The organism is Vibrio sp. 1CM8B (assembly GCF_023161685.1).
Lineage (GTDB): Bacteria > Pseudomonadota > Gammaproteobacteria > Enterobacterales > Vibrionaceae > Vibrio > Vibrio coralliirubri.
The window spans coordinates 133,804-151,048 of sequence record NZ_JALNTU010000002.1; the positions used below are offsets into that span (position 1 = coordinate 133,804).

14 protein-coding genes are annotated in these 17,245 nt (G+C 45.4%); 4 read left to right on the forward strand and 10 right to left on the reverse strand.

From position 1 onward, the window contains the following. The first annotated feature begins 66 nt into the window (after positions 1-66). Positions 67-846, forward strand: coding sequence for a zinc ABC transporter ATP-binding protein ZnuC (gene znuC / locus MSG36_RS04355; protein WP_048617861.1), 780 nt, complete (start codon positions 67-69; stop codon positions 844-846). Continuing rightward, positions 846-1,631, forward strand: a complete 786-nt coding sequence (znuB, locus tag MSG36_RS04360) for a zinc ABC transporter permease subunit ZnuB (protein WP_048606441.1) — start codon at positions 846-848, stop codon at positions 1,629-1,631. Before znuC ends, znuB begins: the two co-directional genes overlap by 1 nt. Before the next feature lie 126 nt (positions 1,632-1,757). Here the strand turns inward: znuB and sucD are convergent, their stop codons facing one another. From sucD to sdhC, 8 genes are all read right to left on the reverse strand, one after another. Beyond that, complete coding sequence (sucD, locus tag MSG36_RS04365; RefSeq protein WP_004734209.1) at positions 1,758-2,630, reverse strand: succinate--CoA ligase subunit alpha; 873 nt, start codon at positions 2,628-2,630, stop codon at positions 1,758-1,760. Beyond that, entirely contained in the window at positions 2,630-3,796 is a 1,167-nt protein-coding gene (gene sucC, locus MSG36_RS04370) for an ADP-forming succinate--CoA ligase subunit beta (protein ID WP_010436793.1), read from the reverse strand. The genes sucD and sucC overlap by 1 nt, the downstream gene beginning before the upstream one ends. Positions 3,797-4,002: 206 nt before the next feature. Continuing rightward, positions 4,003-5,211, reverse strand: a complete 1,209-nt coding sequence (gene odhB, locus MSG36_RS04375) for a 2-oxoglutarate dehydrogenase complex dihydrolipoyllysine-residue succinyltransferase (RefSeq protein WP_248366508.1) — start codon at positions 5,209-5,211, stop codon at positions 4,003-4,005. Positions 5,212-5,232: 21 nt separating this feature from the next. Further along, the gene (gene sucA, locus MSG36_RS04380; protein ID WP_017061946.1) at positions 5,233-8,049 is read right to left on the reverse strand and encodes a 2-oxoglutarate dehydrogenase E1 component; all 2,817 of its coding nucleotides are present in this window, start codon (positions 8,047-8,049) and stop codon (positions 5,233-5,235) included. A 97-nt stretch (positions 8,050-8,146) separates the two neighbouring features. Continuing rightward, positions 8,147-8,860 carry a succinate dehydrogenase iron-sulfur subunit gene (locus tag MSG36_RS04385; RefSeq protein ID WP_010436773.1) on the reverse strand — a complete coding sequence of 238 codons (714 nt, stop codon included), beginning with the start codon at positions 8,858-8,860 and terminating at the stop codon, positions 8,147-8,149. A 12-nt stretch (positions 8,861-8,872) separates the two neighbouring features. Next, positions 8,873-10,639: a succinate dehydrogenase flavoprotein subunit gene (gene sdhA, locus MSG36_RS04390; protein ID WP_048606450.1), complete on the reverse strand. Its 1,767-nt coding sequence runs from the start codon at positions 10,637-10,639 to the stop codon at positions 8,873-8,875. Continuing rightward, the gene (gene sdhD, locus MSG36_RS04395) at positions 10,640-10,987 is read right to left on the reverse strand and encodes a succinate dehydrogenase, hydrophobic membrane anchor protein (RefSeq protein WP_010436768.1); all 348 of its coding nucleotides are present in this window, start codon (positions 10,985-10,987) and stop codon (positions 10,640-10,642) included. Then, positions 10,981-11,373, reverse strand: coding sequence for a succinate dehydrogenase cytochrome b556 subunit (sdhC, locus tag MSG36_RS04400; protein ID WP_017061948.1), 393 nt, complete (start codon positions 11,371-11,373; stop codon positions 10,981-10,983). Before sdhC ends, sdhD begins: the two co-directional genes overlap by 7 nt. A gap of 417 nt (positions 11,374-11,790) precedes the next feature. Between sdhC and MSG36_RS04405 the strand changes: the two genes are divergently transcribed. Continuing rightward, entirely contained in the window at positions 11,791-13,080 is a 1,290-nt protein-coding gene (locus MSG36_RS04405) for a citrate synthase (protein WP_048617859.1), read from the forward strand. Between the two features lie 706 nt (positions 13,081-13,786). Here the strand turns inward: MSG36_RS04405 and MSG36_RS04410 are convergent. Further along, the gene (locus MSG36_RS04410; RefSeq protein WP_065675890.1) at positions 13,787-14,545 is read right to left on the reverse strand and encodes a Nif3-like dinuclear metal center hexameric protein; all 759 of its coding nucleotides are present in this window, start codon (positions 14,543-14,545) and stop codon (positions 13,787-13,789) included. A 90-nt stretch (positions 14,546-14,635) separates the two neighbouring features. Between MSG36_RS04410 and MSG36_RS04415 the strand changes: the two genes are divergently transcribed. Beyond that, positions 14,636-15,394, forward strand: coding sequence for a DUF1853 family protein (locus MSG36_RS04415; RefSeq protein ID WP_065675889.1), 759 nt, complete (start codon positions 14,636-14,638; stop codon positions 15,392-15,394). Between the two features lie 121 nt (positions 15,395-15,515). On the opposite strand, the gene pgm is transcribed toward MSG36_RS04415, so the two are convergent. Further along, a complete protein-coding gene (gene pgm / locus MSG36_RS04420) occupies positions 15,516-17,162 on the reverse strand; it encodes a phosphoglucomutase (alpha-D-glucose-1,6-bisphosphate-dependent) (protein WP_017061952.1) in 1,647 nt (548 codons plus the stop codon). Positions 17,163-17,245: the final 83 nt, after the last annotated feature.

The following is a 17,245-nucleotide window of genomic DNA, read 5'->3' on the forward strand; positions in this document are numbered from 1 at the left end:
AAAGTAGCTTAGGCTTGAGGTAAATGTTACATTATAACATTAGCGAATTGCAAATGAGTTCTATTCATGGATAACTTAATCCAACTAGATTCTGTGAGCGTCGAATTTGACGGTCGAAAAGTTCTAGACAACATCTCTCTAAATTTAGAGCGCGGCAGAATCACCACCCTGATTGGGCCAAACGGTGCAGGAAAGTCGACATTAGTAAAAGTGGTACTGGGTCTACAGACCAAATTTTCAGGCACAATAACAAAAGCTAAAAAACTAAAAATTGGCTATGTACCACAAAAATTAAAGCTCAATGATTCACTACCGCTCAACGTAGAGCGTTTTCTAAAGCTCACTGGCAAGTTCAGTCAGCAAGAAATCCTTGAAGCATTGAAGCTCGTTGGTGCTGAACATCTGCAGAAGAGTAACATGCACCAGCTATCTGGCGGAGAAAACCAACGTGTGCTGATTGCTCGTTCATTGCTAAGAAGACCAGATCTACTGGTTCTCGATGAGCCGGCTCAAGGCGTTGATGTTCAAGGGCAAATAGACCTGTATGACTTGATTGACACCATTCGCCACCGCTTTGGTTGTGCCGTATTTATGGTTTCACACGATCTGCATTTAGTGATGGCAAAAACAGATGATGTTATCTGTTTACACCACCACATCTGTTGCTCAGGCGCACCTGCAGACATCAAACACCATCCTTCGTATATTGCGCTCTTTGGCACTGCGACCCAAGAGACACTAGCGTTTTATCATCACCAACACGAACATCACCATCATGACCTTGCAGGCCAACCAGTAACGGGCGGTGCACATGAATGTTCAAACCATAAACACGGACATCACTAATGCTTGAGTTTCTTCTTCCCTCTATTTTGGCGGGTTTGGGTATTGCACTAATTGCAGGCCCACTAGGTTCATTCGTGGTGTGGCGTAAGATGGCTTACTTTGGTGACACGCTTGCTCACGCTTCTTTGATGGGCTTAGCACTTGGTTTCCTGTTCAACATTAACTTGTATTTCGCGCTGCTGATTTGTTGTTTGATGCTGGCCGTGTTGCTAGTGACTTTACAAAAACAAAAGCTGGTCGCGACCGATACCCTACTCGGTATTTTGGCGCATAGCGCTCTGTCTTTGGGTCTTGTCGCCGTGAGTTTCTTAGATAACGTTCGTGTTGACCTAATGAGCTACCTATTTGGTGACTTGCTGGCAGTATCTCCAACGGATTTAGTGTTCATCTATGCGGGTGCTGCTGTGATTGGATTGGTGCTTGCTATCTTTTGGCGACCACTACTATCAACGACGGTTAACGAAGATCTCGCGGCGGTTGATGGCATCAACATTGATTTAATGCGTCTGATTCTGATGCTATTGGTCGGTATCGTGATCGCTGTCGGTATGAAGTTTGTTGGTGCGTTAATCATGACATCGCTACTGATCATCCCAGCAGCTACAGCAAGGAAATTCGCGAATACACCCGAGCAAATGGCCTTCCTCGCGTCGGTTATTGGCTCTATCGCAGTCTTCGGAGGGCTAAGCTTGTCTTGGTTCTATGATACGCCTGCTGGCCCGTCTGTTGTTATCAGTGCTGCTGCGATGTTTATGTTATCTCAAATGGTTAGAAGCCGAGCTTAGCACTTAGCAGGACGATTTCGAATCTCGTATCTCGTATCCCGAGAACATAAAAAAGGCTTGGTCAGTGACCAAGCCTTTTTAATATCGTTCAGTTAACTTCTATCTCAATCGATAAAAGCCAGCTGATTACCAACCCGTGATTTCACGTAGGCCTTTACCGATGTCAGCAAGAGACTTAACAGTCTTAACGCCTGCTGCTTCTAGTGCTGCAAATTTATCTTCAGCAGTACCTTTACCGCCAGAGATGATTGCGCCAGCGTGGCCCATACGTTTACCCGGAGGAGCAGTAACACCAGCAATGTAAGATACAACTGGCTTAGTCACGTTTGCTTTGATGAACTCAGCAGCTTCTTCTTCCGCAGTACCACCGATTTCACCAATCATTACGATTGCTTCAGTTTCTGGGTCTTCTTGGAAAAGTTTTAGGATATCAATGAAGTTTGAACCTGGGATAGGGTCACCACCGATACCAACACATGTAGACTGACCAAAGCCTTCATCTGTTGTTTGCTTAACTGCTTCGTAAGTAAGGGTACCTGAGCGAGATACGATACCTACTTTACCCTTCTTGTGGATGTGACCAGGCATGATACCAATCTTACACTCGTCTGGAGTGATAAGACCTGGACAGTTAGGACCGATCATGCGAACGCCAGTTTCTTCTAGCTTCACTTTAACGTCGATCATATCTGTTGTAGGGATACCTTCAGTGATCGTTACGATCAGTTCGATACCTGCATCAATCGCTTCTAGGATTGCATCTTTACAGAAAGGAGCTGGTACGTAGATAACTGTTGCTGTTGCGCCAGTTACTTCTACTGCTTCACGTACTGTGTTGAATACTGGAAGGCCTAGGTGAGTTTGACCACCTTTACCAGGTGAAACACCACCAACCATTTGCGTACCGTATGCGATAGCTTGGTCTGAGTGGAATGTACCTTGACCGCCAGTGAAACCCTGACAGATTACTTTAGTGTCTTTGTTAATTAATACAGACATTATTTAGCCTCCGCAGCAGCAACAACTTTCTGAGCAGCATCTGTTAGAGATTCAGCTGCAATGATATCAACATCAGAATTAGCAAGTACTTCGCGACCTAGGTCTGCGTTTGTACCTTCTAGACGAACAACTACTGGAACTGTTACGCCTACTTCTTTAACTGCACCGATAATACCTTCAGCGATCATGTCACAACGAACGATGCCACCGAAAATGTTTACGAGTACTGCTTTAACATTGTCATCAGAAAGGATGATCTTGAATGCTTCAGCTACACGTTCTTTTGTCGCGCCGCCGCCTACATCAAGGAAGTTTGCTGGCTTGCCGCCGTGTAGGTTTACGATATCCATCGTACCCATAGCAAGGCCTGCACCGTTAACCATACAGCCAACGTTGCCATCTAGTGCTACGTAGTTCAGTTCCCACTGTGCTGCGTGAGCTTCGCGCTCGTCTTCTTGTGAAGGATCGTGCATTTCACGAAGTTTTGGCTGACGGTACATCGCGTTTGAGTCGATGTTGATCTTGCCGTCAAGACAAAGCAGGTTGCCTTCGCCAGTAATTACAAGCGGGTTGATTTCTAGTAGAGCTAGGTCGTACTGAGAGAACATTTGGCCAAGACCCATGAAGATCTTAACGAACTGTTTGATTTGATCGCCAACTAGACCAAGTTTGAACGCCAGTTCACGGCCTTGGTAAGCTTGAGGGCCCACTAGAGGATCGATCGCAGATTGGTGAATCAACTCTGGAGTTTCTTCAGCGATTTTCTCAATGTCCACACCGCCTTCAGTTGACGCCATGAATACAATTTTACGCGTTGCACGGTCAACAACAGCACCTAGGTAAAGTTCATTAGCAATGTTTGATGCTTCTTCAACTAGGATCTTTGTTACAGGCTGACCATTAGCGTCTGTTTGGTAAGTCACTAGGTTTTTACCTAGCCACTTTTGTGCAAACTCTTTAACGCCTTCTTTGGTGTCATGTAGCTCTACGCCGCCCGCTTTACCGCGACCACCAGCGTGTACTTGACACTTAACGACTTTCTTGGCTGTACTGATACGACCTGCAGCTTCGAAAGCTTCTTGTGCAGTATCACATGCGAAACCTTCTGGTACAGGCAAACCGAATTCTGCAAACAGCTGTTTGGCTTGGTATTCATGCAAATTCATTTTGATATTCCGTTTATTTTCCCTTAAGGGATTATTATTTCCATAACGACACAGTTTCCTGTGTTACGTCTGTAGGGTCTTCTCAAATCAACTGCTGTCCATTTTCTAATGGCTTTACAGTTCAATTGAAGGCCAGACGTTGAGCAGCCTAGCCTTTGAAACTTTTTACGTCCAGCTAACGGGGTTAACTAGACGTTTTAGCGATACTAAACGTCTAATAGCAGACGTGCAGGATCTTCTAGAAGCTCTTTGATGGTCACTAGGAAGCCAACTGATTCACGGCCATCGATTAGACGGTGGTCGTAAGAAAGCGCTAGGTACATCATTGGTAGAATTTCTACCTTGCCATCAACAGCCATTGGGCGGTCTTGGATTTTGTGCATACCCAAAATTGCCGCTTGAGGCGGGTTAATGATTGGCGTAGACATTAGAGAACCAAATACACCACCGTTTGTGATAGTGAAGTTACCGCCCATCAGTTCATCAACAGTTAGCTTGCCGTCACGGCCTTTGATTGCTAGCTCTTTGATGCCTTTTTCGATATCAGCGAAACCTAGTGTGTCACAGTCTTTCAGTACTGGAGTCACTAGACCACGTGGCGTAGATACCGCCATGCTGATGTCGAAGTAGTTGTGGTAAACGATATCTGTACCATCGATAGAAGCGTTAACTTCAGGGAAACGCTTCAGTGCTTCTGTTACTGCTTTCACGTAGAAAGACATGAAACCAAGACGCGTATCGTGACGCTTCTCGAATTGGTCTTTGTACTGCTTACGAAGGTCCATGATTGGTTTCATGTTAACTTCGTTGAAAGTAGTCAGCATAGCTGTGCTGTTTTTCGCTTCTAGAAGACGGTTTGCAACTGTCTTACGTAGGCGAGTCATAGGCACGCGTTTTTGGCTGCGAGCCGCTGCTGGCGCTTCAACTGCTGGTGCAGATGCTGCTGCCGGAGCCGCTTTCGCAGCTACTAGGTGTGCGTCGATGTCTTCACGAGTAATACGACCACCAACACCAGTGCCTTTAACGTCAGCTGGTTGTAGGTTGTGCTCAGCAAGCAGGCGACGAACTGCTGGGCTTAGTGCGTCGTTGTTCTCTTCTGTTAGCGCAGCTTTATGACGCTTGTCAGGAGATGCTTCTGTATCTTCAGTGGTGTCTTTCGTTGGTTCACCAGCGACAGCACCCGGCTTGATTTTAGCCAGAAGCTGCTTAGAAAGTACCGTAGCACCCTCTTCTTCGATGATAGCTTCCAGAACACCCGCTTCAGGAGCCGGTACTTCTAGAACTACTTTATCTGTTTCGATATCTACAATGACTTCATCACGTGCAACCGCTTCACCCGGTTTTTTGTGCCAAGTAGCAACTGTTGCATCAGCCACAGATTCAGGTAAATCTGGAACCAGAATTTCAATTGTCATGTGCGTATTTTCCTTTTACTTCTAGTTCTTAAGTAGGGTCAAAGCGTCGTCAACTAACGCTTTTTGTTGTTTCAAGTGTACTGACATATAGCCAACAGCTGGTGATGCTGATGCAGGACGACCTGCGTATTGAATATCAGCACCTACTGGGATAGCAGCTCGGAAATTATGTTGGCTACTGTACCAAGCACCTTGGTTTTGTGGCTCTTCTTGACACCAAACGTAATCGACTACATTTGTGTACTGTGCGATGGCAGCTCTCACGTCCTCGTAAGGGAACGGGTAAAGTTGCTCAATACGTACAATAGCGACATCGTCTTGCTCGTTCTTACGCCTTTGGTCAAGCAGGTCAAAGTAAACCTTACCTGAACAGAACACGACGCGTTTTACGTTCTCAGGTGCCAGATCATCAATTTCTGCGATAGCTGGTTGGAACGTGCCTTCTGCCAAATCTTCAAGAGAAGAAGTACACAGAGGGTGACGAAGCAATGACTTAGGTGACATTACAATCAGTGGACGACGCATTGGTCGAACAACCTGACGGCGAATCATGTGGTAAACCTGTGCCGGTGTTGAAGGAACAACAACCTGCATATTTTGTTCAGCACATAACTGAAGGTAACGCTCAAGACGCGCAGAAGAGTGCTCAGGGCCTTGGCCTTCATAACCGTGAGGAAGCAGCATAGTTAGACCACATAGACGTGCCCACTTTTGCTCACCTGATGAAATGAATTGGTCGATAACAACTTGTGCACCGTTTGCGAAGTCACCAAATTGTGCTTCCCAAAGGGTTAGACCACTTGGCTCTGCTGTTGCATAACCATACTCAAATGCGAGTACCGCTTCTTCAGATAACACAGAGTCAAACACTTGGAATGGCCCTTGTTTATCATGAATGTTCGCAAGAGGAACATACGTGCTTGCATCTGATTGATTGTGCAGTACTGAGTGACGGTGGAAGAACGTACCACGACCTGAATCTTGGCCTGAGATACGAATACGCTTACCATCATCAACAAGTGTTGCGTAAGCCAGAGTTTCAGCCATACCCCAATCGACTTGTTTCTCACCATTCACCATGGCAGTACGATCGTTGTACAGTTTATTTACTCGGCTTTGCAGCTTGTGGCTGTCTGGGTATTGGCAAAGTTTGGTACCAAGCTCTTTCAGGCGCTCGATATCAATCTTGTTATCCCACTCGATGTTCCAGTCGTGACCTAGGTAAGGAGACCAGTCTACTGAGTGAAGAGCCATCGGACGCCACTCTTTAACCACAACTTCACCGTGATCAAGTGCATCACGATATTCGTTAACTAGCTGAGTTGCTGTATCAATACCAAACTCACCGCGCTCCATTAGCACGTCAGCGTAAAGCTTACGTGGTGTTGGGTGCTTCTTGATTTTTTGGTACATCAAAGGCTGTGTTGCATTCGGCTCATCGGCTTCATTGTGACCGTGGCGACGGTAACAAACCAAATCAATAACAACATCACGCTTAAACGTATTACGGTAATCCAATGCAAGACGCGCAACGAACGCAACCGCTTCTGGATCATCAGAGTTAACGTGGAAAATCGGAGCCTGAACCATCTTCGCGATATCGGTACAGTACATCGTAGAGCGTGTATCGCGAGGGTTAGACGTTGTAAAACCAACTTGGTTGTTTACAACGATACGAACCGTACCACCAACACAGAAACCACGAGCTTGAGACATGTTAAACGTCTCTTGTACTACACCCTGACCAGCGATAGCTGAGTCACCGTGGATAGTAATTGGAAGTACACGGCTACCATCATTATCACCAAGGCGATCTTGACGTGCACGTACTGAACCGATAACTACCGGGTTTACGATTTCTAAGTGAGATGGGTTAAATGCTAGTGCTAAGTGAACGTTGCCGCCTGGCGTTGCGAAGTCCGCAGAGAAGCCTTGGTGGTATTTCACATCACCCGTACCCCAGGTGTCATCGTGCTTGCCCGCAAACTCGTCAAACAGGTCTTGTGGCTTTTTACCAAGCACATTGACCAACATGTTTAGACGACCACGGTGAGCCATACCGACAACAACTTCACGCATGCCTTGTCCGCCAGCATGACGAATAATTTCTTTCGTCATTGGGATAAGAGCATCACCACCTTCCAACGAGAAGCGTTTTGCGCCTGGGAATTTCGCACCAAGATAGCGCTCAAGACCTTCAGCAGCAGTTAGCTCTTCTAGGAAAGCTTGCTTTTCTTCTTTGTTGAAAGAGGGTTGACCAGATACAGACTCTAAACGTTGTTGGATCCAACGCTTTTGCTCTGTATTTGTCATGTGCATGTATTCAGCACCAATAGAGCCACAATAAGTTTGCTTTAGAGATTTGTAGAGATCTTTAAGCACCATAGTCTCTTGGCCAATGGCGTAAGAGCCGACGTTAAACGTCTCATTGAGGTCATCTTCGGTAAGAGTGTGGAAAGAAGGGTCCAGTTCATCAACTGTCGCTCTTTTCCATAAACCTAGGGGGTCTAGATTTGCTGCTTGATGCCCTCGGAATCGATAGGCATTAATAAGTTGCAGAACCTTTACTTGTTTCGCATCGACATCTGGATCACTAACTTGGACACTGTAATGCTTTGTTTCTTGAGCGAGTCGACGGAAGTATTCACGAACACGAGAGTGTGGTTGCTCCACTGTCTCTGAAGCTTGCACAGGCAGTTCTTCAAAAACACTTCTCCATTCGTCACTTACCGAATCTGGGTCACTTAGATACAGTTCATAGAGTTCTTCTACGTACGTTGCATTGGCGCCAGCCAAGTGTGAAGACTCGAGCCATGCCTTCATCACGCCGTTGTGCATATTTTCCCTTAACCAGTAGTTTTCACGTTTGCTGCGGTCTATGCCGAGCTATTAAAAGGCCGCCCCAAAACTTCTAGGGCGGCAATTTTTATATAACTTAAACCGAACGATTCACTAGCATGGTCTTGATGTGACCAATCGCTTTCGTCGGATTTAATCCCTTAGGACAAACACTTACACAATTCATGATGCCATGGCAACGAAAAACGCTAAATGCATCATCAAGATCGGACAAACGTTCATCTGTCGCTGTATCTCGGCTATCAATTAGCCAACGGTACGCTGCAAGCAGGCCTGCTGGTCCGATGAATTTGTCAGGGTTCCACCAGAATGATGGGCATGACGTTGTACAACATGCACACATGATACATTCGTACAATCCATCTAAATGAGCACGCTCATCAGGGCTTTGTAAGTTTTCACGAGCCGGTGGCACATTGCCATCAGACACTAAGAATGGCTTCACTTTTTCGTAGTTATCGTAGAACTGAGTCATGTCTACAATCAGGTCACGAACAACAGGTAAGCCAGGCAGTGGGCGAATCACAATCTTGTCTTGGCCAGAAAGCGCAGACAATGGCGTGATACACGCTAGGCCATTTTTACCGTTCATGTTCAAACCATCCGAGCCACATACACCTTCACGGCATGAGCGACGGAATGAGATTGTTGGATCTTGCTCTTTCAACAGAATAAGCGCGTCCAAAAGCATCATGTCTGAACCTTCATCCACTTCTAGAGTGTATTCCTTCATATAAGGCTTCTGGTCGACATCTGGATTGTAACGGTATAAAGAGAAATTCAGTTTCATGGTCATATCTCCTTAGTACGTACGTGCTTTTGGTGGGAACGCTTCACGATGGATAGGTTCCATGTTTACACCACGCTTAGTCATGCTCTCTGACTCTGGGTTGTAAAGTGAGTGGCATAGCCATTGCTCATCATCACGGTCAGGGAAATCGAATCGAGCGTGTGCGCCACGGCTCTCTGTACGGAAGTTTGCAGCAACAGCGGTTGCGAATGCCGTTTCCATCAAGTTTTCAAGCTCTAGACACTCAATACGTTGAGTGTTGAACTCTGTAGACTTATCAGATAGGTGTGCATTCTTCAGACGCTCGCGAATCGCTTTTAGCTCTTCTAGGCCTTCAGCCATTGCTTTGCCTTCACGGAATACCGAGAAGTTGTTCTGCATACATTGCTGAAGATCTTTACGGATTTGCGCTGGATCTTCGCCGTCTGTGCTGTTTTCCCAACGGTTGTAACGCTCTAGTGAACGCTCAATGTCAGCTTCAGTTGCAGGTTTCGCTTCGTCTTGCTTCTTCAGTGTCTCACCTAGGTGTAGACCTGTCGCACGACCAAATACCACTAAATCAAGCAGTGAGTTACCACCTAGACGGTTGGCACCATGTACTGATACTGATGCGATTTCACCACAAGCAAATAGGCCTTGGATTTCAACATCGCTGCCGTCTTCAGTTTGCTTAATAGCTTGACCAGAAACTTGTGTTGGAACACCACCCATCATGTAGTGACATGTCGGGATTACTGGGATTGGCTCTTTCACTGGATCAACGTGAGCAAAGGTACGAGAAAGTTCACATACACCAGGAAGACGAGATTCAAGTGTCTCTTTACCTAGGTGATCAAGCTTAAGCTTGATGTGTGGACCCCAAGGGCCATCGCAACCGCGACCTTCACGAATTTCAACCATCATTGAACGAGCAACAACATCACGACCCGCTAAGTCTTTAGCGTTTGGTGCGTAGCGTTCCATGAAGCGTTCGCCGTCTTTATTGAGAAGGTAACCACCTTCACCACGACAACCTTCCGTTACCAATACACCTGCACCAGCGATACCCGTTGGGTGGAACTGCCACATTTCGATGTCTTGCATAGGAACGCCAGCACGAATCGCCATACCAACACCGTCACCAGTATTAATGTGTGCATTGGTTGTTGATGCGTAGATACGACCAGCACCACCAGTAGCAAGGATTGTTGCCTTCGCTTTGAAGTAGCAAACCTCACCGGTTTCCATACAAAGCGCAGTAGTACCTAAGATTGCACCATCTTCGTTCTTAACAAGATCCAGTGCATACCACTCAGAGAAAACGGTCGTTTTGTGTTTAATGTTTTGTTGGTAAAGCGTGTGTAGCAGAGCGTGACCAGTACGGTCGGCTGCAGCTGCGGTACGAGCCGCTTGCTCACCACCAAAGTTTTTAGATTGACCACCGAAAGGACGCTGGTAAATAGTACCGTTCTCAAAACGAGAGAAAGGTAGGCCCATTTTTTCAAGTTCGATTACCGACTCAGGACCGTTTTTACACATGTACTCGATAGCGTCTTGGTCACCGATGTAATCAGAACCTTTTACTGTGTCATACATGTGTTGTTCCCAATGGTCTTCATGCGCGTTACCAAGAGCAACAGTGATGCCGCCTTGCGCTGAAACCGTATGAGAACGAGTAGGGAAAACTTTAGAAAGCAATGCACAAGAAAGGCCTTGCTCAGAAATTTGCAGTGCGGCACGCATACCTGCACCACCAGCGCCGATAACTACGGCATCAAACTCACGAACAGGAATAGTCACTTACGCACCCCACAAAATAAACAGACCAGAGAAGAAATATCCAAGAAGAACTGCAACAACACCGACTTGAAGACCAACACGCAGTTTTGCGCATTTGATGTAGTCAGTTAGTACTTGCCATAGGCCGATCCACGCGTGAACCAAAACAGAAGTAAGCGCTAACATAGTGAAGACTTTAGTGAAGGTTCCACCAAAGAATTGCGTCCAAGATGCGTAAGAGATATCACCAGAGAAAGCACAGAAGCTAACTAGGTAGATAGTATAAAGCGTCATAATGATGGCAGTAGCACGAATCAATAGATAATCGTGGACACCATTACGACCAAAAGTAGAAACGTTGTTTACCATACTAAGATCCCCGCTAGTAGAGACAATACCGCTGTTGCTGCGAATGCAACCTTAGCGCTCTTAGCGCCAGATTCCAGCTCTTCAAAGTGACCAAGGTCCATAAGAAGGTGACGAATACCACCAGCAATGTGGTAAGCCAAAGCGGTTAAAATGCCCCACAGAATAAACTTCACGAAGAAACCATCGACAATGTCGCTAGCTTCGGCAAAGCCTACTGGGGATGAGAGGGAAATGGATAGTAACCAAAGCAAAATTCCAATCGCGACAAAAGTTATCACCCCAGACACACGGTGTAGGATGGAAGCTATTGCTGTGATTGGAAAGTGGATGGTCTGTAAATCTAAATTAACAGGTCTTGTCTTTCTTTCTTTCACGGGCTTGCTCACTCAGCTCCATTGAGCATTATGGTCATTAAATAACCTTATGATATTGTTATGGACAAAATTTGATTGCAAACCTTCAAAATTTAACATTAAGTTAACAAATAACTGAAGTTGAGCCTTAGATAATTGTAAAATAATTGTTAACTGCTCGATTAAGAAAGACACCTCACATTTCTTCTTAGCCTTGCATTTATAAGGTTTTAACCAAACTTTTCAGCGCCACTATACGACTGGCAACATTCTAATACAATTGATGTAACAAATAATGCTACACAGACCAGATTTTTAACGAATTTAATGTAAAAAACACTAACAAGTGCACACAAAGCTTCAGAAAAATTGACTTTCCCACGTAAGACCAGTAAAAAAATGGCACATAAACATCCTGGACGGATTAAATAATAAACAAAGGAGATTGTTATGGCGGATAAGAAAGCTACCCTTCACATTGAAGGTCAAGCGCCAATCGAGCTGCCGATTACAGAAGGTGTACTTGGTACTCCAGTGATCGATGTTCGTACACTAGGTTCTAATGGTTTTTTCACTTTTGACCCTGGTTTTCTTGCCACTGCATCCTGTGAGTCTCAAATCACTTTTATTGACGGTGGAAAAGGCATTCTTTTACATCGTGGTTATCCAATTGACCAACTTGCCAATAACGCTGATTACTTAGAAGTATGTTACATACTTCTTTACGGTGAAGCCCCATCTCGAACTGAGTACGAAAAGTTCAAGACTACCGTGACACGTCACACTATGGTGCATGAGCAAATCGCTAGTTTCTTCCACGGCTTCCGTCGTGACGCTCACCCTATGGCTGTAATGTGTGGTGTTGTAGGCGCTCTAGCGGCGTTCTACCACGACTCACTTGATGTCAACAACGATACACACCGTGAAATTGCGGCATACCGCCTGATTTCAAAAATGCCAACACTGGCTGCAATGTGTTACAAATATTCAATCGGTCAGCCGTTTATCTACCCACGTAACGACCTAGGCTACGCAGAAAACTTCTTACACATGATGTTTGCAAACCCATGTGAAGAGTATGAAGTGAACCCTATCGTTGCTCGTGCAATGGATAAAATCTTTACTCTACACGCTGACCACGAACAGAACGCTTCTACGTCTACAGTGCGTCTTGCTGGTTCATCTGGTGCTAACCCGTTTGCGTGTATCGCAGCAGGTATCGCATCACTTTGGGGCCCAGCTCACGGCGGTGCAAACGAAGCTTGTCTGCGCATGCTTGAAGAGATCGGTAGCGTAGATAACATTGAAGAATACGTTGCGAAAGCAAAAGACAAAGATGACCCATTCCGTTTGATGGGCTTCGGTCACCGTGTTTACAAGAACTACGATCCACGTGCAACAGTAATGCGCGAAGCGTGTCACGAAGTACTGAAAGAGCTAAACATCCAAGATCCACTACTAGACGTGGCAATGGAACTTGAGCGTATCGCTCTTTCTGATGAGTACTTTGTTTCTAAGAAACTATACCCGAACGTAGATTTCTACTCAGGTATCATTCTGAAGGCAATCGGTATTCCAGTATCTATGTTTACTGTAATCTTCGCGATGTCTCGTACCATCGGTTGGATTGCTCACTGGAACGAAATGCACAGCGATCCGACGAACCGTATCGGTCGTCCTCGTCAGCTGTATACTGGTGAAGAACAACGTGACTTTAAAGCACTTCACGAACGTGAATAGTTTCTATAAATCATAATGTTAAAAGGGGTTGATGTGAGAACATCAACCCCTTTTCTTTTGTAAGCTCTCAACCCCGTCATCCTCAAGAATGCGAAGTGAACGAATAAAATAATATCGTCATCCCCAAGAACGAGGGACGAGTGAGTTGGGGATCTCAATCAGTTTATAGAGAACCTTGAGAGATTCCCTACTCCTTCCTCCGTCAGTCTAGGGAATGACGAATTACTTATGAACTCTCTAAGTTGAGTCCATTAGAGTTCTAATTAGCCCGCCTAATCGAAGGATACAAATTTATAGTTACTCGTCATCCTCAAGAACGAGGGACGAGTGACTTGGGGATCTCATTTAATTTATAGAGAACCTTAAGAGATTCCCTACTCCTTCCTTCGTCAGTCTAGGGAATGACGGTACTTATAGAGCGAAACAATGTCGTCATCCTCAAGAGCGAGGAACGAGCGAGTTGGGGATCTCATTTAGTTTATAAAGAAACTTAAGAGATTCCCTATTCCTTCCTCCGTCAGCCTAGGGAATGACGGAGCCTATAAAACGAAACAATGTCGTCATCCTCAAGAGCGAGGAACGAGCGAGTTGGGGATCTCCTTAAGCGAGCAGATAAACTCTACAGGTTTCCTGCTCAATTCTAGAGAATGACGCATACACTCGACTCACATCACATCACATCACATCCCTCATCCCGAATCTGCTCTTATACCGGATTATCGATATCAATAAACTCAACATCCAAGCCATGCTCTCTCGCTAACCATTCACCTAGCGCTTTTACACCGTAGCGCTCAGTCGCGTGGTGACCAGCAGCAAAATAATGAATGTCTTGCTCGCGTGCTGAATAAGTGGTGCGCTCTGAAACTTCACCAGAGATGAACGCATCAATACCTTGAGAAGCTGCAAGTTCAATGTAATCTTGGCCGCCACCAGTACACCAACCGACGGTCGTAATCATTTTGTCTTGGTTTTCTGGAGCGATATGCAATGGCTTACGATTCAAAACTTTATCGATTTTTGCTGCAAATTCAGTACCTGTCATTGGTGTTTTTAATTTACCAAACATAGCAACCGATTGTGGATGGCCTTCCAAGCCGCCTTCAACTTCTATCTCAAGTAACTCCGCCAGTTTCGCGTTATTACCAAGCTCAGGATGAATATCAAGCGGCAAGTGATAACCTAAAAGGTTGATGTCATTTTTAATCAGAGTACGAATGCGCTTGCCCTTCATGCCACGAATGGCTTCTGACTCGCCTTTCCAGAAAAAACCATGATGGACTAACAAAGCGTCTGCGTTCAGTTCTACCGCTTTATCAATTAAGGCTTGAGAAGCTGTCACACCGGTAACAATTCGCTTCACTTCTGTTGCGCCTTCAACTTGAAGACCATTAGGACAGTAATCTTTAATCTGCTGTGGCTGCAGTTTTTCGTTAAGTAGCTTTTCTAATTGTAAGTTATTCATTTTTCTTTCCAGCTTACCTTTATAATAACGTCGTTATATCAATTTACGGGTAGAATGTCGAAAGCCCCACGATGAGTTTATGAGGAAGAGATGACAGCACTGCAACGTTTTTACCAATGGGTCATCGACTCACCGCCATTACTAGAAATCAAGCCACCAGTTTCGGATCTCAGTGCATTCTCTAGCCACCATGCCATCGACTCATCACATACTTATGATGGTAATCCTAGATTAGGTTTCCTCTACCAATATCTATGCGAGCAAGTGATCGCTGCCTCACCGAATTACTCGATAAAGCACGACGAGATTCAGATCAATGTGGAAGGCAGAACTCTTGGTGCAATCGACTTTATTCTTGAAGAAGAGAGCAGCCAAAAGCTGGAACATTGGGAAGTGGCGATTAAGTTTTATCTGCTCCACGAACAAACATGGTTTGGACCCAACTCTCACGACCAATTGGATAAGAAACTCGACAGGATGTTCAGCCACCAGTTGGCAATGTCCTCTTCTTCAGCGTTTATTGAGCAATATCCAGAGATCGATGTCGACTCAAAGCACTTACTGATGCAAGGTCGTCTGTACACCAACCCATTCTTAGAACAAAACGTACCTACTGCATGTTTGGGCTACGACATTAACCCAAGCCAAATAAACGGCTTTTGGTGCTATCAAGATCAGGCTCATTTAATCAGTGAACCACTGTATCCACTCACCAAAGAGCAATGGGCAGCTGGCACTGATGACTTCACCTGTGAACCTATCACCGAATTTGGTGATCGCTTCGTCCATGGGCAAACAAAGTCGGGGCAATTCTGGTTTGTGATGCCACAAAGTTGGCCACACGGTTAGTCGTTTGAGCTAACTCAGTTACCTTTCCCGCTTATACAAAATCAACACAAATAAAAAGGGCTGATGCTTTCACATCAACCCTTCTTCTATTTACGTAGCAACTCTAGTAATCGAGATTCGATTATAGGCCAGCCGCTGCAAATACTTGGTTCACAATCTCTTGAGCTTCTGCTTCAATTGCTTTCAGGTGCTCTTCACCTTTAAAGCTTTCACAGTAGATCTTGTAGATGTCTTCAGTACCTGATGGACGCGCAGCAAACCAACCGTTTTCAGTTGTCACTTTCAGGCCACCAATCGCAGCGCCATTACCTGGAGCGTGTGTTAGGCGTGCAGTAATTGCATCACCAGCCAACGTCTCAGCAGAAACCATCTCTGGAGATAGTTTCTTCAGCACGTCTTTCTGTGCACCATTTGCTACCGCTTGAATACGGTTGTACTTAGATTCACCGTGTTTAGCGGCAAGTTCTTCGTAGTATTCTTGTGGGTTCTTACCTGTTACAGCAGTGATCTCAGCCGCAAGTAGACAAAGAATCAGGCCATCTTTATCTGTTGACCAAGGCGTACCGTCTTTACGTAGGAAAGAAGCACCTGCGCTCTCTTCGCCACCAAAACCAAACTGGCCGTTGTATAAGCCATCAACGAACCATTTGAAACCAACTGGCACTTCACAAAGTTCGCGACCTAAGTCAGAAACTACGCGATCGATTAATGCACTTGATACTAGTGTCTTACCAACAGCAACGTCTTTACCCCAACCTTCACGGTTACGGTATAGGTAATCAATACAAACCGCTAAGAAGTGGTTTGGATTCATCAAACCTTTAGGTGTCACGATACCGTGGCGATCGTAATCTGGGTCGTTACCAAATGCTAGAGCGTACTCGTCTTTAAGCGCCAGTAAGCCTGCCATTGCGTATGGAGAAGAACAGTCCATACGAACTACGCCATCTTTATCTAGAGACATGAATTGGAATGAAGGGTCAACCGCTTCACTTACCAGAGTAAGATCTAGATTGTACGCTTTACCAATTTGACGCCAGTAATCAATACCGCTGCCACCCAGTGGATCAACACCAATCTTAATGTTTGCTTTCTGGATCGCTTCCATATCCACGACGTTAACCAAATCAGCGACGTATGGCGCGACTAGGTCAACTTCTTTTACTAGCTCAGACTGTTTAGCCTGTGCGATAGGCGTACGCTTAACACCTTGCATTTGCTCAGCAATGATCACGTTCGCACGGTCTTCAATCGCTTGAGTCAGTTCAGCTTCAGCTGGGCCACCGTGTGTCGGGTTGTATTTAATACCGCCGTCTTGAGGTGGGTTATGTGAAGGCGTGATAACAATGCCGTCGGCTTTTTTGTCATTCACTAGGTTGTGCGTAAGAATCGCGTGCGAGATACCAGGTGTTGGAGTAAAGCCGTTGTTTTCTTGAATAATAACTTCAACACCGTTCGCTACAAGCACTTCGATAACCGTAGAGAACGCAGGCTCAGATAGAGCGTGAGTATCTTTCCCTAAGAAAAGAGGGCCAGTTGTACCTTGCTCGGCACGAACTTCAGCAACCGCTTGTGCAATTGCTAGAATGTGGTTTTCGTTAAATGTTGATTTGTCTGCTGTACCGCGGTGACCTGAAGTACCGAAAAGTACTTTATGATCTGGGTTCGTAGCATCCGGTTGCTGTAAGAAATAGTTAGCAACTAAAGCCGGGATATTATGAAGATCTTCCTGCTGAGCTTTCTGCCCAGCACGAGGGTGCATAGCCATTTTTCGACATCCTTATATATAAAATTTAAAAACAAAAAAACCTCATAATATCTTCTTATCCATGGATATTATGAGGTTTAAAT